Raw genomic sequence first — 18,939 nt, forward strand, 5'->3', positions numbered from 1 at the left:
GCCGCTACGTCGAGCCGCCGCAGGTGCAGACGCTCGACGAGAACCCGCTGATCCGCATCTCCGGGTGGGCGCTCCACCCGGAGCAGAAGCTGCTCGACGTGCGGACCGGGCGACCGGGCGCACCGGCCGCCCCCACCCCGTCGGCCGGCCCACCGGCCGGGGCGGCCCCGGCAACCCGGGGCGTGCGGATCCGGCTGGCGGTGCTCAGCGACTACGACGGGGTGACCTGGCGGGTCGGCGCGACGTACCGCAACGCCGGCCGGATCCTGCCGGCCACCCCGCCGGCCCCGGACAGCACCGTGGAGACGGTACGGCAGGAGATCACCGTCGCCGAACTGAGCGGGCGGCTACTGCCCGCCGTCGCCACCCCGCGCGAGGTCACCGGGGCGCGGGTGGCGTACGACCCGGCGACCGGGACGCTGATCCGCCCGGAGGGCCTGACCCCGGGGCTGCGGTACACGGTGACCTCGGCCCGGGAGCAGCCGGACGCGAACCTGCTCGCCACCGCGAACGTGCCGGCCGGCGAGGAGGTGGCCCGGATGCTGCGGGTCGCCGACGGGGTGCCCGATCCGCTGCGCCGCCTCGCCACCCAGCTCGCCGAGGAAAACGGCGCCCCGCACGCGCGGGCCGCCGCGGTGGAGCAGTTCCTCGCCGAGCACTACCGGCTGGTGGCCGACGCGCCGAGCGGGCACGCGTACCCGAATATGAACTTCTTCCTCTTCGGCCCTCGCAACGCCGGCGGGCAGCGGGGCACCTCGGAGCAGTTCGCGTCGGCGTTCGCCGTGCTGGGCCGGGTGGCCGGCCTGCCGACCCGGGTGGTGGTCGGCTTCCAGTCCACCGGCGACGGTCCGGTCCGCGCCGGCGACGCGTACGCCTGGCCGGAGGTGCTCTTCGACGGGCTGGGCTGGGTGGCGTTCGACCCGCTGCCCCAGCCGGACGACGAACCGCGCCCGGTGGAGGAGGACTTCCGCCCGACGCCGGACGAGCCGCCGCCGTCGGAGGTGCCCGAGCCGACGGTCGAGCCGACCGCGCCGCCGGAGCCGGTGGCCGCGCCGGGCGGACCGGCCGACTCCCGTGGAGTATCGACCCCGGCGCTGGTCGGCGGTGGCGCCGGCGGCGCGCTGCTGCTGGTCGGCGCGGCGCTGCTCACCCTGCTGACGCTGCGCCGCTCGCTGAGCCGGGCGAGGTTGGAGCGCGGTGACCCCGGCCAGCGCATCGCCGGCGCCTGGCGGGAGATGACCGACGCGCTGCGGCTGGCCGGGCACCCGGTCAGCGGCGACCTCTCCGCCACCGAGGTCGCCGCGCGCGCCCGCCAGGCCGTCACCGACGCCCCGGCGAGGATGACAGGTGAGCCGGCGGACCCGCCCACCGCCGCCCCGGCCGGCCCCACCCCGGCGATCACCGGGCTGCCTGACACCTCGGCGGGCATCAGGAACGTCGGCGCGCGGGTGGACGAGCTGGCCGGCCTGCTCAACCAGGTGGCCTTCGCCCCCGACACCGCCACCCCCGAGCAGGCCACCCGCGCCGCCACGGCCGCCGGCGACTACATCACCGCCCTGCGCGCCGCCCACCCCCGGTGGCGTCGGCTTCTGTGGTCCGTCCACCCCGGACCTCTCCGCTGGCCCCGCTGAATACGGATCAGACCACGACCAGGCGGCGTCTGCGACGCGATTCGACGCCGGTCAAAGGCCGCCTACAGGTAGCGGCACACCTGCTCGGGTGGGCAGGTGTCGGGTTTGGCGTTGGTGGCGACGCCGTGAAGCTGAGCCACGGTGGCCCGCAGGGCGTGCAGGTCGGCGACCTGGGCGTCGATGGCGTCGAGCCGTTGGGCGAGCAGTTGGCGTACGTGTCCGCAGGGGGCGTGGCCGGTGTCGCGGACGGTGAGGATGTCGCGGATCTGGGCGAGGGTGAGGCCGGCGGCGCGGCCGCGGCGGATGAAGTCGAGCCGGCCAACGGCGTCCTCGCCGTAGTCCCGATAGCCGACCGAGGTGCGTGCGGCGGGTGGGAGAAGGCCGCTGGCTTCGTAGAAACGCAGCGTCTTGGTGGTGGTGCCGGTCGCCTCGGCCAGTTCCCCGATCCGCATGCGGCGGCCTCCTGTCGTCGCGCCTTGACCTTCCCCCGTACTGGAAGGTCCAGTCTGGTCCTGGAAAACGCCGTGACGGTCACGCGGTGTGCGTCATGCCACCAGGAGCCGCGTTTCGGGGAGGGGCCGAGATGACCACAGCAGGAGATAGTGCGGCAGAGGGCCGGGTGTCGGTTGAGCTTCGTTCCGTGCCCGACTGTCCGAACCTCGTCCCGACCCGGCAGGAGCTGCGCGGCGCGCTGGTCGACCTCGGGTTGCCGCTGGCGGTGGTTACCGAGGTCGTGGGCAATTATCCGTCGCCGTCGATCCTGGTCAACGGCGTGGACGTGATGGGCGGCACCGGCGACGATTCGGCGGCATGCCGCCTGGATCTCCCCACTGGCGACCGTATCCGCGCTGCCCTGCGCCAGGCGGTAGACGCGGGGTCCGCTACGGCCCAGACGGAGCTGAGCTTGGTGGATTGCTGCGCGCAGCCGGGCAACGCCATCCGGGCCGACCGGCCGCACCGCGCCGAGCAGCTGCCCGACAGGTTCCGCCAGGTGCACCGAGCGATCCTGCGTCATTTCGCTGCCACCGGGACCGCCCCGACGGACGCCGACATCTGCGCTGCCATGAACGGGGCGGACCTGGACACCGGGCAAGCGCTGCGGGAACTTGCTCGGGAAGACCTTGTCGCCGTCGACGCCGCCGGGCGTTTGGTGGCGGCCTATCCGTTCTCGCCAACGCCAACGCCGCACATGGTGTCACTCGACGAGGTCGAGGTGTTCGCGATGTGTGCCATCGACGCGTTGGGGATGCCGTTCATGCTCGGCACTGACGCGACGATCACCTCTGCCGATCCGCACACTGGCCAACCCGTCCGTGTGACCATCACCAACGATGCCGCGACCTACCAGCCGCCGGAAGCGGTGATTGTGTATGCAGCCACCGGGAACGCCGGCCGCTCCGTGGACACGTGCTGCTCCACCATCAACTTCTTCACCAACGCTGCCAACGCTCAGGCGTGGATTGCGGCCCATCCGCGCCTGGCGGCCACCGTTCTCGACCAGGACCAGGCCGTCACGCTCGGCCGCGACATCTTCGAACCGCTGCTTGCCTGAGACCGCCAGCAACACCGCCAGCCCGCCCGCTTCCGAACCCAACACGAGGTGTAGTCATGCCCGGCTCCGGAAGGCGTCGAAAGTCCACCGCCACGGTGGCCGCCGCCACACGCGGCCGAGTCCTGATTCCGGTCCCGTTCAACGCGGACACTGTCTGGGGAGCGAAGCCCCGTCACCACATTCGCGGCACTGTGAACGGCATGGGTGTGCGTGCCGTCCTAGAACCAGTTGGCGACGGCCTCGGGTTCACCCTCGCCGGCACGTGTCGGCGTACGGGTCAGCGCGCCCAACCGGGTACGTCCGAACGTGCACCGGTCCATAGCGACGCTCAACGATTGATCCCGGAGGTCCGGCACCCTGCCTCGATCCGGCCATCGACTTCAACGACTATCGCTGTCCGAGTCGGGCCGAGATCGTGATAACTGTGGGCGACTGTCTTGGCGCCCGAGCCGCCGCTCGCATCGCGGCATGAGCGGATGGGCGGAGCAAACCAACCGTGACCGATTCGACGCCGCCGACGCGTACGCCCGCGGTATGAGGCGAATGCCGTACGCGTTTCAGTACGGCAGGTCCCGGCCTAGATGGCGGGCGTACGCGCGGTGCGCGGCGAGGATCGCGTCGAGCCACCGGGCGAGCATCTCGTCGGCCCGGCGCACCTGCGCCGTCTTGGCCTCGAAGGACTCGCGGTCGTAGTGGACGGCGGACTCGATGCCGGGCTGCGCGGCGAGCGCGTTCTCCAGTAGGTCCTCGGGGATGGAGCCGCGGCTCGGTTGGACCAGGAATCCCACCTCGTCGTCGAAGCCGAAGCCCCACTCCAGGCCACCCCCCGTTGAGAGGTAGACCTGCGCGCAGAGGGCGTCGCGGGTGATTTGAAACTCCTCTCGCCTCTCGTCGGGGCCGGCAAGAGCGATCAACTCAGTCGGGAACCGGTCGAGAGCCGCGGCGACGGAATGTTATTCGCCTGCAGGCACTCGGAAGATCGTCGTGCATGCCGAGGTCGTTCACGTTCGGGCTGGCCGCTGCCGCTCGGCACGAAGTGCGAGTGCACCCTGGCGACATTCTTGCCGTTGAGTTTCGGGTTGTCACCGCGGCCTTCGCCTGGTTCGCCGGGTCCTGGTGCCACCGTGCGGTCAGCGGCAGATCCGGATACGTCTGAGCGGCGCGCGAGAAAGCGGCCACGGCGGCCGCTCATCGCGGCGAGCGCCTCACCATCTCGTGGGATTGCGCCGACGCCGCACTCTCACCGGCCGGCTCGGGCACCGGTGCTGATCTTGGCAAGCAGCCCGCCTCGACCGGACATCCGGTCAGCCCCGCAACACCGCAGTACCCCGGCTGGACCCGTTCCGGCCCTCGACGGGAGGATCACGCTTCGTGCTGTGCACGTGTGGATGTCGACCTGATCAAGCAGACGGTTGGGTTCCGAGTGGGGAGGCTGAACCGTGGGTATCGCGTGGCGTGACTCGCCGGAAGAACTGGTCGGGCTGCTACGCCGACACGGCCTGACTCCGGACCGGGTGGACAACGTCGAGGCGGCGTGGAAGGCGTTCCGCGAGTTTCTTGCTCAGCCGGTCGACGGCCTGGAGCCAGGGCCGGACAGCGACGCCGCCGGCTTCATTGTTCAGTGGGGCCGGTACAGCTGGCACGACCAGCTCCCCAGCCTGAGCTTCACCCGACAGTTCGCCGTCGACGTGCGGGAAACCTGGACCGAGACCGACTGGTACCAGCCAGAATACTGGCAGGTGAGCCTGGACCTGGTATTCCCAGACGCACCCGCGCTCGCCGATCTCGACCGGCTCAACGTGCAGAACACCGGGTTCGACTTCAGTCCACCCGGCCGCGAACGAGACCATGCGATCGGTGAAGCGGAGTGGGAAGTGCAGCACTACCCCACACTGCAAGCACTGTGGGCGAGCACCCCCTTGCACAGCGCCGTCACGCTGGACCGTGCAGACTGATCACCCGAGCGCCGCAGCCACACCCGGACCCGGACGCCGGTGGGTCACTTCCGGCTGACAAGTGCGGCGCCGACCGCGCGCGGTCTGCGGAGCCAGATGAGTGCAGTTGTCGGAGGGTATCGTCGCCGGCATGTCGCTACCTGATCTGGTTCCGATAGCGCGCGAACCGGGGTACCACACCGACAGGGTAGGGCGATACGCCGACGGCCAGTTCTACGCGGGGATACACGGCGCGCATCGTGATGATGACCATGAGCCGGATCCGGACCGGGAACGGATACGCTGGTACGCCTACCTGCACCTGTTCGACGTCGACGGCCGCCACCGTCGGTCTGACATCTCGCTGGTGGCCACCGCCCCGTATCTACGAGGTGAGCTTGGTGACCAGGCCGAGGCGCGCTTGGCTGGCCTGCTCGATCAGCTACCCGAACGGCAGTACGACGACATCGCCATCCAGCTGTTTCGCGTGGTCCATGACGGTGTCACGTTCGGCTTGATTGACGAGTCTGACGCTGAGCGAGGCGACTGGGTCGAGTTGTACCCAGACCGCCTCGGGTTCACAGAACCGTGGGACGGGCTCTACAGCACCTGATCGCCGAGCACGACCAGCATCGCGTAGCAGGTCAACGCCAGTCGCTCGACGCACGCTCACATCGGCATTATGGGGCGTTCCATAAGAGCGTGACCCGTGCCCGCAGCATCGGGTTGAATACCGTGGTGATCACGATGGAAGCGGTCATCGAGGTTCCCGCGGTTGCCGGCGCGTCGCCACCGCCGTGGCCGGTGGAAGCGATGGCGCCCGGTTCGTGGTTGGTGCTCAACGCCGGTTGTGCCGATGACCGGGTCGGGCTGTTCGTGGCCGCGCTCGCTGGTCGGATTGAGGTTCAGCCTCCTGGCGGCCGCGATGAGGTCGTGAACGCGCTGCTGGCTGAGGAGTTTCTCATTGCTGCCGGCGGCCTGCAGGTTCGCGACAGCACCATCGGGACGGTGGTGACGCCGGGCTGCTGTGCCGGGCTGGAGGACTGGCGCGACTGGGCCCAGGTGTTGATCGGCGACTCGCCGTGGCTGGGACATGACCCGGGTCCGGAGGTCGAGGTCGTCAGCGACGATCTGCGGGTGTGGCAGGACGGCGGCCCGAACCGGTATCGCGGCCGGTGGGCCGGAGTCCACGTCGACCTGCCACACCGTGCGCTACCCGGGCTGCTGAGCGGCGCGCAGCGGGACCTGGTCGGCTTCCTCGACGCCCTCACCGGATGGGCCACGCGAGTCGGCCTGCAGCAGCGAGGGACCGCTCTGGTTGAAGCGACCGACAAGAACTTCGCGATCACGGCGCCGTTGGACGTACAGCCTCTCCGATAGCGCTGTCATCGGCAGATGCGTGTGTCTGATCTTCGGCGAGGGGCGACGATCGGCGTGATCCGTTGGGTAGCGGTCGTCATCGTCCTGCGGCCTTTACGAAAGTCCACATTGACGTCCTCGCACAAGGGGCTACGGCGTCAACAGCGGCTCCACGAACATCACCGATTGCCCGCGGGAGCCGACGGCGGGTAACCGCTCGACCGCGCCGTCGCGCACGGACAGCCGTACTCCGCTCGCGGGTTCGCGCGGGAAGTGCCAGGGGTGGTAGCCGAACAGCACGTGTTCGGTGTCCTCCCAGACCGGCTCTCGATACGTCCCCTGTGGGGACCGCCGGCGGTCCTCAATTCGCGACCAACCCGCCCCACGGGACATGGCAATCGACTTTCGTCTATCAATTCGACCGCTCTCGACGTTGCCGCCGATCAGACCCAGCCGGACCCGCGTGGACTGCCCCGGAAACGGCGGGACGTAGGGCACGCTCGTCGGACGAGCAGCCACCGAGCAGCCACGTGTCCGTAAAGGACGGACAAAAAAGAGCCTGACCCGCGTTTCCACAGGTCAGGCTCTTATGATCTTGTGCGCCCGAAGGGACTCGAACCCCTAACCTTCTGATCCGTAGACCGATGTTTGTCTATGGGGTTGATCAGGCTGGTCAAGCGTCCGCCGGAGGCCCCTCTGATCCGCATCGGTCCCACCAGATACCAGCAGGTCCACGCCCTGGATCAGGGTTCGTCGGTCGTCGCTCGTCACCAGGTGACGCCCCAGAATCCGAATGGGTCCCTGCACATCCCGACCAGTTCCCCGACGTCCGAGCAGCCATGGAGCAGCCCCGAGCAGCTCGCAGAGTCAGTCAGGGCAGCGAGATCTTCCGCATCGTGGTCGGGGTGGCTGCGTAGATGAAGGGCGACGGCTCGGCGAGGGAGCGCTCGATGTTGCGCCAGCGGGTCATGACGCCCCTCGAGTTGGGCGAGGACGCTGCGCCGGCGTCGGCGGCTGTCAGGGCGACCATTCTGGCGCGGGTGTGGCGCCAGACTCGGCCGTGGCCTTCTGTGCTTCGAGCTTCGGGCTGTCGGCGAGCTTCAGCCAGACGACACCGCCGATGATCACGGCCAGCCAGACCGCGCGAACCTGGGTAAGCGATTCGTGGAAGAACACCGGGCCCAGGAGCGCCGCGCCGACGGCGCCAATGCCTGCCCAGACGGCGTAACCGATCCCGACGTCGATGGCCTTGAGTGCGACGCTGAGGCAGAACAACGTCAGGAGGAAGAAGACGAAAGCGGAGATCGACCATCCGAGAACAGTGAACCCCTCGCTTCCGCCGACACTGAGCGCGTAGCCGACCTCGAACGCGCCGGCGAGGAGCAGCACGAGCCAGGGGCCAGCGTTCTTGGAGTCGTTCTTGGTTGGCGACACGGTCATCGAGTCAGTCCTTTCGTCTGGTGGGTGCGATGGATGGGCGCGGGTCACGCGGCGCCGCTGAGCTGTAGCCCGACGACGCCGCCGATGACGATGAGGATGCCGAGGGCCTTCTTCCAGTTCAGGCGCTGATCGAGGAAGAGCGCGCCGACGATCACGATCCCAACGCCCGCCACGCTGGTCCAGATCGCGTAGCCGACGCCGATGTCGAAGGTAAGAAGCGCGAGGCTGAGGAAGAAGGTCGCGATCGCGCCGCTCACGAGTGTGGCGATGGTCCACCACAGGCGCATGAAGCCGTTCGCCTTGCTTGCGAAGAGGCCGACTGCGACCTCGAAGATGACGGCGATTCCCAGATAGAGCCAGCTCATGATGGTCCTTTCGTGCCCGTTGGCGGAAGAGTCGGCGTGCGCGCGCCGTTGCGTCTGAGGTGTAGGAAGCAGTAGAAACTGGCGAACCCCCCGCCCACGGCGGCGGCAACGCCGAGCACGCCTCGGGCAGACGTCCGACCGACCGTTCCGAGGGTGGGCCTGAGTAGCATGTTCCTATGGTTGAAGTTGACACCAATGTAAAGTTCAAGTCCGGTGAGCTGCTGACCATCGGGCAGTTGGCCGAGGCCAGCGGGGTTAGCACCCGTTCGATCCGCTACTACGAGGATCAGGGTCTGCTGGTCTCCCAGCGCTTGCCGTCCGGGCACCGGCGCTTCGCCCCGGATTGCATCGAGCGGATCGTGCTGATCCAGCACCTGTTCGCCGCTGGCCTGACCAGCGCCACGATCGAGCCGCTGCTGCCGTGCATGCTCAATGAGTCCCAGCGCACCGACTTCCTCATCGATGAGCTGCGCCGCCACCGCGAAGGCCTGGACCAAGAGATCCGCCGGCAGCAGGAGACCGTACGCATCCTTGACGAGGTCATCACCGAGTACGACGGCCCCGATCAGATGCAGGTTCGGCCGCGGATGCCGTAGCGCAAGGTGGACACCGGCGTCCCGGCGTGACCATGAGTGCTGCTGATGCATCGAAAGATCGCCCAGGGCGGTTGGAATTAGAGGGTGTCTCAGGTGGTGAGTTTGAGGTAGCGCTTGTGGCAGGTCAGGGCGGCGGCCAGGGTGACGAAGGCGCAGTACAGGCTGGGGTTGCGTTCGTATCGGATGGTCAGCCGGCGGTCGCCGGTCAGCCAGGCGAAGGTCCGCTCGATCACCCACCGGTGCCGGCCCAGGCGGTTCGGGGACTCGATGCCTCGGCGGGCGATGCGGGGTCGGATGCCGCGCTGGCGCGGCATCCGCCGCAGGTGCGGGTAGTCGTATCCCTTGTCGGCGTACAGCTTGTCGGGCCGCCGGCGGCGAGGGCCGCGCCGGAACCTGACGGCGGGGATGGCCTGGAGGAGGGATTCCAGGCAGCGGCTGTCGTGGGTGTTCGCGGCGGAGCCCCCGACGGACAGCGGGAGCCCGCCACGGTCGGACAGGGCGTGGATTTTGCTGCCGGGTTTGCCGCGGTCGACCGGACTCGGGCCGGTCAGAGCGCCCCCCTTATCGCCCGCACGTAGGCGGCGTCGGCGGTAGCGCGGGACCAGCCGATCAACCCCTTCGACCCGAGTTGGTCCAGGGCGGCGGCGTCGGCGAACGCCCGCAACAAGATCTACTTCTCGTGCGCGCCCGAGGACGCCCGCGTCCTCGCCCGGCACACCCTGCCCGAACTCGACGAGCACGACCTGACCCACCTCGACGCCTACACCGCTGCTACCCGCCTCGTCGCCGACGGACGGCAGACACCGGCGTTCACCATGAAAACCCACCCACCAAAGCCAGTCGTCGGAGAGGCGACCGCGATCCGGCAGGCCGCCGCTGCGGCGACCAAACCACAGGACACCAGCGCCATCGACGCCCTCGTCGACCGGTACTCCCGTCCCGAACAGGCCGACGCCAGCACCAGCACGGCCAGCACCAGCGGCAGAAACGGCGACACCACCAAGCGGGGCAGCCGCAAGACACGCAACTCCTGACCACGTCCCCTGGCAGCCCAGCCGGGGTGATAGCTGGTTCTGACGGTCTCAGCAGCCGGCCCCACCCGGACGGCTTAAAGTGGCCCACCCTGAACGCGACCCGATGCCGACCTCAATGACACTCAGTTACAGCGCTCGTTAGCGTGCCGTCCCCGTCACCGTCGTCGCGGACGCACTCACATGCCGATGAGCGGGCACTTGACCATGACCCGCACGTCTACCAGCTGCGGTCCGACTTTCCCGGCCGTACGCCGTGGGCCGTCACGGCGATCGAAGGGCTGCGCGGCCCCTGGCGGGCCGCCCTGATCGGTACGGACGAGCTGGTGCGCCCCGAGGCGATCGTGATCGGCGGCTTCGCCGCGTCGGTCCCTGGACATATCGACGAGGTCACCCGTCAGCTGTCCTTGCTGGCCTGGCCGGGTCAGTCCCCCGCGCCGGTACTACCCGCCCGGCTCGGCGACCGGTCCTCCCCGCACGGCGCGATGCTCGCCGCGCGGGACGCACTCGCCCGGTGAGCCGGGCCGCCGTCACTCGGCGCCGGACAGCTCCATTGCGACGTCGAGCTCGCGCCGCTTCGCCGGAGAGAGGACCCCGATCCGCTCGATCAGGTACTCCCCGCCGAGGGACAGCATCCAAGTGCAGAAAATCTTCCCATCCAAGGGCAGCGCCACCCGCACGACACCATCCTCGGCGAGCCCCTCCTGCGCCCCGAAGAAGACTTCGATGCCGATCGCCCGCACGTCCGGCCCGGCCGCCTCGACGACGCGGCGCCGCTCATCCGCGTCGACCGCCTGCTCACCGGACATCAGCAGGAACCCCTGCTTCTCGACCGGCGTGGCCGGGGCGACAATCTGCACCGCCCGGAACTCCGGCCCCGCACCACCCGACAGCAGCACGACGGGTCGCTTGTCGTCGAACTGTGCCCACCAGAGCTCGCCGCGTTCCATACGCCGACACTACCGCGCGGACGGGCCCAGGTGAGACCGCAGCCGAGGTAGCGGGCGACGGTGGCGGCAGGCTGCTCGACCACCGGGCCAGTCACTAGGTCCCGGGAGAGCCGCAGGTACTGCGCGTGCCTCAACGCCAACGGCGTCGTCGAGAAGTTCGCCAGCACACGTCACCGGCAGACGCCCGTCACCACGATCAAACGCACCCGCTACCCCTACCTGAGCTGAGTCAAGGATTCTGGACAGGTCTCCGTAGGATTGCTGGTCAGGCGTGGTTTGTAGTCGGTGAGGGCCTCGGCCAGGGTGCGGTAGCCCAGGGTCGAGTGCAGCGCTGCCGAGCTCTCCCGGCGCAGCCGGGCCAGCTCCTCCCGCTCGGCGTGGTCAGCCCGTCACTGCGGTGCCGACGTCGGCTTGCTTAACCGGTGCGAGAGCGGACGCGCCGCGGGAATGCACGGCGTACGCACATTTGCCGCTGTCAAGGGCGCCCGGCCGCTGGTCGGCTCGTCACCGTCCGTGCCGCGGTCTGCGTGGCTACGGCATCCGGAACTGCCGAAAGTAGTGCGTTGATCGATTCTGGGGCCAGCCTGCCGCTCGGGCAGCCTGACCCCAGAACAACTCCCACGATCAGCCGGTGGTTAGGGTGTTGCCGAGCAGGAACAACAGGCGGTCCCAGTGTTGTTGCAGCGCGGCCGGGTCGAATGCGTCTGTGTCGGACATGGTGAAGCCGTGGATGGTGCCGGGATAGATCTCGGAGGTGTAGTTGACGCCCGTGGCATTCAGGGTCTCGTTGAGCTCCTTGAGGGCCCCAGGGGTTATGTCGCCCTCGGCGTGACCGAAGTGGAGCTGGGCGGTGAGCTTGGAGAGGACGTCCGGCCCGTCGGCGCCCACGGGGGCGTGGAATCCGGCAACAGCAACCACCTGGTCGGGGTGGGCCGCAGCGGTGCGTACCGCCATGAGGCCGCCTATGCAATAGCCGGTCACCGCGACCGGTCCGGGACTGACCTCGGGTTGGGTGGTGAGGAACCTGAGATAGGCGTCGGCGTCGCTCAGGGTCCGTTCGGCAGTGTGCGCCTTGATCATGGGCATGAGGTGGGCGAAAATCGCGGGCCGGGCTTCGTCTCCGATGTGCTCGGGAAGCTCGATCACGGGTGCCGGGCCGTGCCGATAGAAGACGTTGGGGATGAGCACGTAGTAGCCGTGCTCGGCCAGTTCACAGGCCATCTGCCGCAGCACGGGCCGGATGCCGAAGCCGTCCGGGTACATCAGCACTCCCGGGCGTCGCCCGCCGGTGTCGGGGAGAGCGGCGAACGCGTCGGCTTGGCCGTCCGCAGTGGGGATGTGCAGCGTCTTGGTGGGCATGACTTCTCCTGTCGTCGTTGAGGCCGCGAGCCTTGGTCAACACGACGGAGGTGGAGCCCGCGCAGAAGTGCAGGACTCCCGATCCATGAGCGGGCCGGCACCGGCCCGTACGGGGCTCAGAAGGGCACCGGGTCACCATTCCGTGCGTGGCGCGATGCCGTCCCGGTAGTCATGGTTCATAACCTAGCCGACCGAATGAGGACGGATCCAGCCGCCGGTCCGTACGTCCGCATCTGGCACCCCTCTGTGTCAAGTGATGATCAAGAGGGGTGTTCTAGGCTGGGGTGTGGCGGGTCCGGGAAGTGACTTTTCCGAAGTGTCGATCTCGGGGTTCAGGTCGGCCGCGCTGGATTTAGAGTCGCCCCCGCGTGTCCTCCCGGACCCGTCCTGACCGGCTTCGCGTCGGCGACCATCTGCCGGTAGACGATGTCGGACAGCCGCCGCTACAGTGCCCGTAGGGCCTCCATCGGAGTTTTGCCCGCGGCCAGTCTGCGCCGGTAGTAGCGGCGGCCTTCGGTGTCACGGCGCAGTTTGACGATGGCCATGATGTGCAGCGCGCGGTTGATGCGCCGGTTCCCGGCTCTGGAGAGGCGGTGGCGGTTCTGGTCGCCGGACGAGGCGTCGATCGGCGTGGTGCCGTTTTACGAGGCGAAGTGGGCGCGGCTGGCGAATCGGGCGATGTCGCTGATGTCGCCCGGTCAGGCGGGCGGCGCCGGACGGTCCGATGCCGGTCAGGTCCATCAGCGGGCTTCCGGTGCTGTTGACCAGGTCGGTGAGTTCCTGTTTCGCGGTTTTGATCTTCTTGTCGATGACGACGAGTTCGCCGATCAGCTCGGAGGCCAGCCGGCGGCGGGTTTTGCCGACCACGTCGCGTGGGCGCACGGTGTTCAGCAGGGCGCGGGCCTGCTGGGCGGACAGGTCCTTTTTCGCGCCGCCGGGCACCAGTTCGAGTAGCAGGTGGTGCAGCCGGGAGACCACGTCGGTGCGGGCGCGGCCGAGCTGGTCACGGCGGTCGACGAGCAGCCGTAACGCGACCGTGGTGTCGTCGGTGACGACCTGCCGCAGGCCTTCGGTGCGCAGGGCGACCACGGCGACGCTGCGGGCGTCGACCGGGTCGGTCTTGCGGCCCTGGCCGGTGGCGAACACCCGGGCCCGGGCGGACAGCTTCGCGGGCACGTCCACGACGGTTTCGCCGTCGGCGACCAGGCGTTGAGCGACGTGCCGGCCGATGCCGTTGCAGCCCTCGACCGCCCACAGGCGGTTCCTGTGCTTGCGGCCGGCGCTCAGCATGGCCTGGTAGCCGTCGGCCAGCGGCAGTCCGATCACACAGCTCGCCGCCTGGGCACTGCACACCACCAGTTCACTGCCACCCCGAAGCAATGGCTCGACCCGATCCCCAAGCTGACAGTGCGGGTTCGATTCCCGTCACCCGCTCCATTCGAAGGCCTTGGTCAGGACGAGAGTCTCTGCCAGGGCGTCCGGCGCTGCTGCAGTCGGCAGTGCCCGGCGGGCCATCCACGGGCCACGAGCCCACGCTTCTTACCCGCCTTCCTGCCCTTGCCTTTGTCTGAGGAACGGCCTGGCGACTGCCCGACGAGGAGATCCGCTTTGGACCCGGATACGCGTTGCCTACGGCGACGATCGTGAGCGCCGACACTCGCCATTGACCTCAACCCGGGTTCAGGTTCGAGACTGCACCGATGATCATGTCTCACCACCTGGTGCCCGAGGGCTACCGCACCGTCCTGGGCGACCCTGGTTTTCGGCGCCTGTCGATTGCCGCGCTCATCTCCTTCCTCGGCGACGGCCTGGCGGTGGTGGCGCTGGCGTGGGTGGCGCTCACGCTCTCACCACCCGGCAGGGAAGGGCTGGTCATCGGGGCAGCCGTCGCGGCGTACACCCTTCCCGCCGCGGCGGGCGCGGTCCTGCTCGCGCCATGGCTCAGTCGCGTCGACGCTCGAAGGCTGGTGAGCTTGAACGCGGCCCTGCGCGCCGTGGCCCTGGGTGCCGTCACGGTGCTCCACTTCGTAGGCAAGCTCAGTGTGGTCAGCTACGTCACGCTCCTGGCTCTCTCGTCCCTCCTGGCAGCTTGGGGAATCGCGGGCATCTACACCCTGGTCAGCCGGATGTTCACCGCGGAGCGACGCCTGCCCGCCAATTCGCTGCTGAGCACCGCCCAACAGGTCAGCGTCATCATCGGCCCCGCCCTGGCGGGCATCCTCGTCGCGAATGTCGACGCCGCCGTTGTGCTTGGCCTCGACGCACTCACCTTCGCCTTCCTCGGATTTCAGGTGCTCCGCGTCCGCACCCCACCAGCGGAAGCGGCACCCCGACGGCCCCAGTTATCCGCCGGCTTCCGGCTCCTCGCCCGGCGCCCGCACCTCGCCGGACTGCTCGGCGTCACCGCGGCCTTCTTTTTCCTCTACGGCCCCGTCGAGGTGGCGCTCCCGCTCTACATCACTGACGAACTGCGCGGGTCGGCGGGCCTGCTCGGCACGTTTTGGACGGTCTTCGGGGTCGGAGCGGTCCTCGGCGGCCTGCTCGGCGGGGCCCTGCGCGTCACCCGGCAGTGGCCGTTCGTCGTCGCCATCGTCGCCGGCTGGGGCGCCGTGCTCGTCCCGTTCGGCTTCCTCGACGCGGCAGCGCCCGCCCTGTTGCTCTTCGCGCTCGGCGGCTTCATCTATGGACCGTTCCTCGCCTTCAGCCTCGCCCTGTTCCAGAACGCCACCGACCCTGACGATCTACCTGCGGTCCTAGCCGCGCGGGGCGCGATCACGACGGCCGTGACGCCCATTGGTGCTGCTGTGGGCGGCCCGCTCGTCGTAATGGTGGGTGCCGGAGGCACGCTGCTCACTGCTGGGGCCGCCACGGTGGCCCTCGCAGGCGTCACGACTCTCGTTCTGCTCGCTGTCCGCCGTACCCGTGGCGCCCTACCGGTGGCGACCGGCCGACAGGCAGGTCCCGTGCTTGCTGAGTGACCCAGGTGCCGGTCGGATGTGCGGTGACATCGACGACGTGGACGTGCCGCGTGGCGAGCTCGATGAAGAACAGTACGTAGATCCGTTTCAGGAGCACGGTGTCGACGGTGAAGAAGGCGCAGGCCAAGACGGTGTGCGCCTGAGCGGTCAGGAACTGCTTCCAGGTCGGTCCCGTTCGGTGGGGTGTCGGGTCGACGCCGGCCTGGTGCAGGATCTTCCATACCGTGCTGGCCGCGAGCGGGTAGCCCAGGCGAGTGAGCTCACCCTGCACCCGGCGATGCCCCCAGGTCGGGTTCTCCGCGGCCAGGCGCAGGACCAGTTCCCGGATCTCGCGGTCTACGGGTGGCCGGCCGGGTCGCGCGTGTGGGTAGGTCCAACGTCGTGCGATCAGCTGTCGATGCCAGCGCAGCAGGGTCGCCGGGGTGACGAAGAACGCCGCCCAGTGTTGCCGCGGCAGCAGCCGCGACAACGCCGCCAGCACTACCCGGTCCGCGGGCTGGAGATCGGGTCGGTGCACCTGCCGGCGTAGCACCGCCACCTGATGCCGTAAGACCAGGAGTTCGACGTCCTTCGCGCCGCCGTCGACTCGGTACCGGGGATGCCCGCGCCGTCGAGGAGTACCACGGCATCGGGTATGGCGCCGACGAAGTCCTCGTTCGGACGGCCCCTCCGACCGGCGCCGGTGGCCATGCTGACGCGCGTCACGGGCTCCTTGGACGTGGGCTGGGGCAGCGGTAAAACATGTTGATCACCGGTCGCCGCCGCTGTGCTTCCATCAGGATGCACGCCGAACGGTTACGTCGGCACCTTCGGGCTCGTCATGACCATGACGGAATTCGCGCAAGGAAGGTAACGACATGACCGGATCAGGTCCGCACGACGCACTGGCGGGAGCCTTCGAACAGCAGCGCGAGCGCCTGGTGGCGGTCGCCCACCGGATGCTCGGGTCGCGGGTGGACGCCGAGGACGCGGTGCAGGAGGCGTGGATTCGGCTGGCGCGACAGGACGCGGCCGCGATCGACAACCTGGCCGGCTGGCTGACCACCGTGGTCGGCCGGGTCTGCATCGACATGCTGCGCTCGCGCAAGACCCGGGCCGAGCTGTCGTACGACGACCGGCTGCCCGAGCTGGTGGTGACCGTGGACGGCGGGGCGGCACCAGAGGACGACGCGATGCTCGCCGAATCGGTCGGGCTGGCACTGCTGTTAGTGCTCGACACCCTCACGCCCACCGAGCGGCTGGCGTTCGTACTGCATGACATGTTCGCGGTGCCCTTCGCCGACATCGGCGAGATCATCGGCCGGTCCACCGACGCGACCAAGATGCTCGCCAGCCGGGCCCGCCGGAAGGTGCAGGGCACATCGCTGCCCGAGGAGGAGCCGCGGCGGCGGCGCGCAGTGGTCGACGCATTTCTTGCCGCGGCGCGGAACGGGGACTTCGAAGGGCTCGTACGGCTGCTCGATCCAGAGGTGACCTGGCGCACGTACCACCCGCAGGGAGTGATGACCACGGTCGGGGCGGCCGAGGTGGCCGGTCCCATCCTGCGCGGCATCCGGTCGATGACCTCGGTGCTCCCGGTCCTGGTCAACGGGGAGCCCGGGTTCGTGGCCTGGGGTGCGAAAGGCAAGGTGCTCGGCGTGGTGGCGTGCACCGTGGTCGACGGCCGGATCGTCGAGGTCCTGACCGTGAGCGACCGCAAGCGCCTCGACACCATGGGTCTGCCCGTGCGACCCGAGTAGCGCATCGAGCGCATGTGGTTGTTACGTCTTGGCGGGGTGCTCCGTCGTAGTGGTGCAAGCATCCGAAGACGAAGGAGATCGAGATGGAACCCCGGATCAACCCCATGCGCAACGAGGTCGGGTCGAAGTGGGCCAAGCACATTATCTCGTCGAACAAGGTCATCACCGACTCGGCGCTGCCGAAGGCGGTGCAGGAGCTGGTGAAGATCCGCGTCAGCCAGATCAACGGCTGCGGCGGCTGCCTCGACATGCACACCAAGGACGCCGCGGCCGCCGGCGAGAGCGTGGCGCGGATCAACTTGGTCGGGGCATGGCGGGAGACAACTGTCTACACCGAGGCGGAGCGGGCGGCGCTGGAACTCACCGAGCAGGGCACCCGCCTCGCCGACTCCAGCGGCGTCACCGATGGGGCGTGGGCGAACGCGGCGAAGCACTTCGACGAGGATCAGCTGATGGCCCTGGTGGCCCTGATCTGCGTGATCAACGCCTTCAACCGGCTGAACGTGATCACCCGGACGCCCGGCGGCGAGTACCAGCCCGGACAGTTCGGCTGACCCGGACATTCCCCCTCAGACCCTCAGGCAGACCCGGGACCCCGGGTCCACCCGCGGCCGCCACGCCCAGACATTCTGCCAAGGAGAAGACTCATGAACATCGCACTGTGGATCATCACCGGCCTGCTGACCGCCGTCTATCTGTTCTCCGGCTTCGGGAAGCTGTTCGTCCCACGGGAGAAGATGGCCGGGATGGCCGACTCCGCGCGCTGGGTCCTCGACTTCAAGCCCGGCACCCTCAAGGCCATCGGAGCACTCGAGATCCTCGGTGCCGTGGGCCTGATCCTGCCCGCCTTGCTCGGCATCGCGCCGATTCTGGTACCGCTGGCGGCTAGCGGCCTGACGCTGATCATGACCGGCGCCATGATCATGCGGATCCGCCGTGGCGAGACCAAAGCCGCGCTGGGGGACGGGGGCTACCTTGCCCTGACCGCCTTCGTGGCGATCGGCCGCTTCGCACTGGAACCCTTCACCGGCTGACCGGCCCCTCACCCCGGCGGGATGCGGGCCGCGATCCGCTCCTGCGCGTGGGCGCACTCGCCGAAGGGCAGCGACGGGACAGGGCGTGCTCGATGAGCTCATCGACGAACGATCTCCACGGTGCGGGCAACAACACCGGCATCAACCCCGCGTACGGCCCGATGGTCGAGATGGACCTGGCGTGTTGTTCGGACCGGGGTCGTGATGGCCGACCACCTCGCCAGGGAGGATGGACGCCAACCGGCCCGCGCGAAGTGCGAGTCGGGGCTGTCCGAGCAGCCGAGCGGGCGCCAGCGGGGCAGGATTTAGAAAAGGGCCGGCTGAGGTGCTGTGGCGGTGGGCTGCTTTTCGGGGCTAAGGGGGAGAGCGGCTTCGGCGAGCAGTTCTCCGAGCGTGGGCGCGGTGGGCCATCGGCGGGTGACGAGCTCGGGCAGCAGTAGCGCCGTCGCGGTGGTGTCCCACAGCGCGCGGTGTGGCTGTGAGTCGGGTGCGGCCGCGTTGACCCGGCCGGTTAGCCCCAGCTGGTGGATGAGCGCGGTCAGGGCGCGGGAGTGGCCGGTTGTGAGTGCTTTCGCGAGGCGCAGGGTGTCGATGAGGCCGGCTGGCCGGAGCGCCGGAAGTTGGCGGTGCAGGAGCCGCCAGTCGACGGAGACGTTGTGGCCGACGAGGTAGCGGGCGTTGATCCGGTCGGCGAGGTGCCGCTCGATGTCGGCGAGGGCGGGGGCGTGGCGCAGCGTGGCGTCGGTGAGCCCGGGTGAGAGCCACGGATGGGCCCCGATGGGCCGGCCGGGGTTGATCAGGGTGGTGTAGCTGGTGGGCATGTCCGGCAGCCCGGCGACGAGCGGGACGAGCGCGATCTCGAGGATCGCTTCGTCGTCGCGGTCCTGGGCGCCGGTGCCTTCCAGGTCGATGACGACCAGGCTGGCGGTGGTCCAGGGGTCGCTCGGGCTGCCGCTCATGCTTCTCCCCCG

The 18,939-nt window shown here is 69.0% G+C and carries 22 protein-coding genes and 3 pseudogenes; 12 read left to right on the forward strand and 13 right to left on the reverse strand.

Annotation, left to right across the window (positions count from 1 at the left end; translation table 11 throughout):
• On the forward strand, positions 1 to 1,631 hold a 1,631-nt coding region (locus tag NCC78_RS05515), incomplete at its 5' end, for a transglutaminase TgpA family protein (RefSeq protein WP_250792066.1).
• A gap of 62 nt (positions 1,632 to 1,693) precedes the next feature.
• Here NCC78_RS05515 and NCC78_RS05520 read toward each other — a convergent pair.
• The gene (locus tag NCC78_RS05520; protein WP_250792067.1) at positions 1,694 to 2,083 is read right to left on the reverse strand and encodes a heavy metal-responsive transcriptional regulator; all 390 of its coding nucleotides are present in this window, start codon (positions 2,081 to 2,083) and stop codon (positions 1,694 to 1,696) included.
• 131 nt (positions 2,084 to 2,214) lie between these two features.
• Between NCC78_RS05520 and NCC78_RS05525 the strand changes: the two genes are divergently transcribed.
• Complete coding sequence (locus NCC78_RS05525; RefSeq protein WP_250792068.1) at positions 2,215 to 3,183, forward strand: alkylmercury lyase family protein; 969 nt, start codon at positions 2,215 to 2,217, stop codon at positions 3,181 to 3,183.
• 557 nt (positions 3,184 to 3,740) lie between these two features.
• Here the strand turns inward: NCC78_RS05525 and NCC78_RS05530 are convergent.
• Positions 3,741 to 4,097 (reverse strand): hypothetical protein, encoded by a 357-nt coding sequence (locus NCC78_RS05530; protein ID WP_250792069.1) that lies wholly within the window; start codon positions 4,095 to 4,097, stop codon positions 3,741 to 3,743.
• A gap of 525 nt (positions 4,098 to 4,622) precedes the next feature.
• Between NCC78_RS05530 and NCC78_RS05535 the strand changes: the two genes are divergently transcribed.
• The 3 genes from NCC78_RS05535 to NCC78_RS05545 all read left to right on the forward strand — a co-directional run bounded on the left by NCC78_RS05535 (position 4,623) and on the right by NCC78_RS05545 (position 6,497).
• Complete coding sequence (locus tag NCC78_RS05535) at positions 4,623 to 5,138, forward strand: hypothetical protein (RefSeq protein WP_250792070.1); 516 nt, start codon at positions 4,623 to 4,625, stop codon at positions 5,136 to 5,138.
• A 100-nt stretch (positions 5,139 to 5,238) separates the two neighbouring features.
• Entirely contained in the window at positions 5,239 to 5,730 is a 492-nt protein-coding gene (locus tag NCC78_RS05540) for a hypothetical protein (RefSeq protein ID WP_250792071.1), read from the forward strand.
• An 89-nt stretch (positions 5,731 to 5,819) separates the two neighbouring features.
• Complete coding sequence (locus NCC78_RS05545; RefSeq protein WP_250792072.1) at positions 5,820 to 6,497, forward strand: hypothetical protein; 678 nt, start codon at positions 5,820 to 5,822, stop codon at positions 6,495 to 6,497.
• 129 nt (positions 6,498 to 6,626) lie between these two features.
• Here NCC78_RS05545 and NCC78_RS05550 read toward each other — a convergent pair whose 3' ends face one another.
• From NCC78_RS05550 to NCC78_RS05565, 4 genes are all read right to left on the reverse strand, one after another.
• Positions 6,627 to 6,776: a hypothetical protein gene (locus tag NCC78_RS05550; RefSeq protein ID WP_250792073.1), complete on the reverse strand. Its 150-nt coding sequence runs from the start codon at positions 6,774 to 6,776 to the stop codon at positions 6,627 to 6,629.
• A gap of 571 nt (positions 6,777 to 7,347) precedes the next feature.
• The gene (locus NCC78_RS05555) at positions 7,348 to 7,506 is read right to left on the reverse strand and encodes a hypothetical protein (protein WP_250792074.1); all 159 of its coding nucleotides are present in this window, start codon (positions 7,504 to 7,506) and stop codon (positions 7,348 to 7,350) included.
• The gene (locus NCC78_RS05560) at positions 7,494 to 7,916 is read right to left on the reverse strand and encodes a DMT family transporter (RefSeq protein WP_250792075.1); all 423 of its coding nucleotides are present in this window, start codon (positions 7,914 to 7,916) and stop codon (positions 7,494 to 7,496) included. Before NCC78_RS05560 ends, NCC78_RS05555 begins: the two co-directional genes overlap by 13 nt.
• Before the next feature lie 44 nt (positions 7,917 to 7,960).
• Positions 7,961 to 8,281 carry a DMT family transporter gene (locus tag NCC78_RS05565; protein ID WP_250792076.1) on the reverse strand — a complete coding sequence of 107 codons (321 nt, stop codon included), beginning with the start codon at positions 8,279 to 8,281 and terminating at the stop codon, positions 7,961 to 7,963.
• A gap of 176 nt (positions 8,282 to 8,457) precedes the next feature.
• On the opposite strand from NCC78_RS05565, the gene NCC78_RS05570 reads away from it, so the two are divergent.
• A complete protein-coding gene (locus NCC78_RS05570; RefSeq protein WP_250792077.1) occupies positions 8,458 to 8,877 on the forward strand; it encodes a MerR family transcriptional regulator in 420 nt (139 codons plus the stop codon).
• An 89-nt stretch (positions 8,878 to 8,966) separates the two neighbouring features.
• On the opposite strand, the pseudogene NCC78_RS05575 reads toward NCC78_RS05570, so the two are convergent.
• A pseudogene (locus NCC78_RS05575) lies at positions 8,967 to 9,514 on the reverse strand (IS5 family transposase); the annotation flags it as partial.
• A 1-nt stretch (position 9,515) separates the two neighbouring features.
• On the opposite strand from NCC78_RS05575, the pseudogene NCC78_RS05580 reads away from it, so the two are divergent.
• A pseudogene (locus NCC78_RS05580) lies at positions 9,516 to 9,911 on the forward strand (hypothetical protein); the annotation flags it as partial.
• 143 nt (positions 9,912 to 10,054) lie between these two features.
• Positions 10,055 to 10,426 carry a hypothetical protein gene (locus NCC78_RS05585; protein ID WP_250792078.1) on the forward strand — a complete coding sequence of 124 codons (372 nt, stop codon included), beginning with the start codon at positions 10,055 to 10,057 and terminating at the stop codon, positions 10,424 to 10,426.
• A gap of 12 nt (positions 10,427 to 10,438) precedes the next feature.
• On the opposite strand, the gene NCC78_RS05590 is transcribed toward NCC78_RS05585, so the two are convergent.
• From NCC78_RS05590 to NCC78_RS05605, 4 genes and pseudogenes are all read right to left on the reverse strand, one after another.
• The gene (locus NCC78_RS05590; protein WP_250792079.1) at positions 10,439 to 10,858 is read right to left on the reverse strand and encodes a putative type II toxin-antitoxin system PemK/MazF family toxin; all 420 of its coding nucleotides are present in this window, start codon (positions 10,856 to 10,858) and stop codon (positions 10,439 to 10,441) included.
• A gap of 624 nt (positions 10,859 to 11,482) precedes the next feature.
• Positions 11,483 to 12,217: a dienelactone hydrolase family protein gene (locus NCC78_RS05595; protein ID WP_250792080.1), complete on the reverse strand. Its 735-nt coding sequence runs from the start codon at positions 12,215 to 12,217 to the stop codon at positions 11,483 to 11,485.
• A gap of 443 nt (positions 12,218 to 12,660) precedes the next feature.
• A complete protein-coding gene (locus NCC78_RS05600) occupies positions 12,661 to 12,843 on the reverse strand; it encodes a transposase (RefSeq protein WP_250792101.1) in 183 nt (60 codons plus the stop codon).
• Between the two features lie 322 nt (positions 12,844 to 13,165).
• Positions 13,166 to 13,573: pseudogene (locus NCC78_RS05605) on the reverse strand (IS110 family transposase); the annotation flags it as partial.
• Between the two features lie 344 nt (positions 13,574 to 13,917).
• Between NCC78_RS05605 and NCC78_RS05610 the strand changes: the two are divergent.
• Positions 13,918 to 15,195, forward strand: a complete 1,278-nt coding sequence (locus NCC78_RS05610) for an MFS transporter (protein WP_250792081.1) — start codon at positions 13,918 to 13,920, stop codon at positions 15,193 to 15,195.
• Here NCC78_RS05610 and NCC78_RS05615 read toward each other — a convergent pair.
• Positions 15,104 to 15,676: a helix-turn-helix domain-containing protein gene (locus NCC78_RS05615; protein WP_250792082.1), complete on the reverse strand. Its 573-nt coding sequence runs from the start codon at positions 15,674 to 15,676 to the stop codon at positions 15,104 to 15,106. The two genes, NCC78_RS05610 and NCC78_RS05615, sit on opposite strands and share 92 nt — an antisense overlap.
• A gap of 376 nt (positions 15,677 to 16,052) precedes the next feature.
• Between NCC78_RS05615 and NCC78_RS05620 the strand changes: the two genes are divergently transcribed.
• From NCC78_RS05620 to NCC78_RS05630, 3 genes are all read left to right on the forward strand, one after another.
• A complete protein-coding gene (locus NCC78_RS05620) occupies positions 16,053 to 16,934 on the forward strand; it encodes a sigma-70 family RNA polymerase sigma factor (RefSeq protein ID WP_250792083.1) in 882 nt (293 codons plus the stop codon).
• Between the two features lie 83 nt (positions 16,935 to 17,017).
• The gene (locus tag NCC78_RS05625; RefSeq protein ID WP_250792084.1) at positions 17,018 to 17,488 is read left to right on the forward strand and encodes a carboxymuconolactone decarboxylase family protein; all 471 of its coding nucleotides are present in this window, start codon (positions 17,018 to 17,020) and stop codon (positions 17,486 to 17,488) included.
• Positions 17,489 to 17,581: 93 nt separating this feature from the next.
• Positions 17,582 to 17,968, forward strand: a complete 387-nt coding sequence (locus tag NCC78_RS05630; protein WP_250792085.1) for a DoxX family protein — start codon at positions 17,582 to 17,584, stop codon at positions 17,966 to 17,968.
• 305 nt (positions 17,969 to 18,273) lie between these two features.
• Here NCC78_RS05630 and NCC78_RS05635 read toward each other — a convergent pair whose 3' ends face one another.
• Complete coding sequence (locus NCC78_RS05635) at positions 18,274 to 18,927, reverse strand: 3'-5' exonuclease (protein WP_250792086.1); 654 nt, start codon at positions 18,925 to 18,927, stop codon at positions 18,274 to 18,276.
• Between the last annotated feature and the right edge of the window lie 12 nt (positions 18,928 to 18,939).

Origin of the sequence: Micromonospora phytophila (genome assembly GCF_023656545.1) — a bacterium.
Taxonomy (GTDB): Bacteria; Actinomycetota; Actinomycetes; order Mycobacteriales; family Micromonosporaceae; genus Micromonospora; species Micromonospora phytophila.

What these genes read in the sequence shown, in the direction of transcription:
- NCC78_RS05520 (WP_250792067.1), bottom strand. Translation starts at nt 2,083, where the DNA reads ATGCGGATCGGGGAACTGGCCGAGGCGACCGGCACCACCACCAAGACG.
- NCC78_RS05525 (WP_250792068.1), top strand. Translation starts at nt 2,215, where the DNA reads ATGACCACAGCAGGAGATAGTGCGGCAGAGGGCCGGGTGTCGGTTGAG.
- NCC78_RS05555 (WP_250792074.1), bottom strand. Translation starts at nt 7,506, where the DNA reads ATGGTCGCCCTGACAGCCGCCGACGCCGGCGCAGCGTCCTCGCCCAAC.
- NCC78_RS05560 (WP_250792075.1), bottom strand. Translation starts at nt 7,916, where the DNA reads ATGACCGTGTCGCCAACCAAGAACGACTCCAAGAACGCTGGCCCCTGG.
- NCC78_RS05565 (WP_250792076.1), bottom strand. Translation starts at nt 8,281, where the DNA reads ATGAGCTGGCTCTATCTGGGAATCGCCGTCATCTTCGAGGTCGCAGTC.
- NCC78_RS05570 (WP_250792077.1), top strand. Translation starts at nt 8,458, where the DNA reads ATGGTTGAAGTTGACACCAATGTAAAGTTCAAGTCCGGTGAGCTGCTG.
- NCC78_RS05590 (WP_250792079.1), bottom strand. Translation starts at nt 10,858, where the DNA reads ATGGAACGCGGCGAGCTCTGGTGGGCACAGTTCGACGACAAGCGACCC.
- NCC78_RS05595 (WP_250792080.1), bottom strand. Translation starts at nt 12,217, where the DNA reads ATGCCCACCAAGACGCTGCACATCCCCACTGCGGACGGCCAAGCCGAC.
- NCC78_RS05610 (WP_250792081.1), top strand. Translation starts at nt 13,918, where the DNA reads ATGATCATGTCTCACCACCTGGTGCCCGAGGGCTACCGCACCGTCCTG.
- NCC78_RS05620 (WP_250792083.1), top strand. Translation starts at nt 16,053, where the DNA reads ATGACCGGATCAGGTCCGCACGACGCACTGGCGGGAGCCTTCGAACAG.
- NCC78_RS05625 (WP_250792084.1), top strand. Translation starts at nt 17,018, where the DNA reads ATGGAACCCCGGATCAACCCCATGCGCAACGAGGTCGGGTCGAAGTGG.
- NCC78_RS05630 (WP_250792085.1), top strand. Translation starts at nt 17,582, where the DNA reads ATGAACATCGCACTGTGGATCATCACCGGCCTGCTGACCGCCGTCTAT.
- NCC78_RS05635 (WP_250792086.1), bottom strand. Translation starts at nt 18,927, where the DNA reads ATGAGCGGCAGCCCGAGCGACCCCTGGACCACCGCCAGCCTGGTCGTC.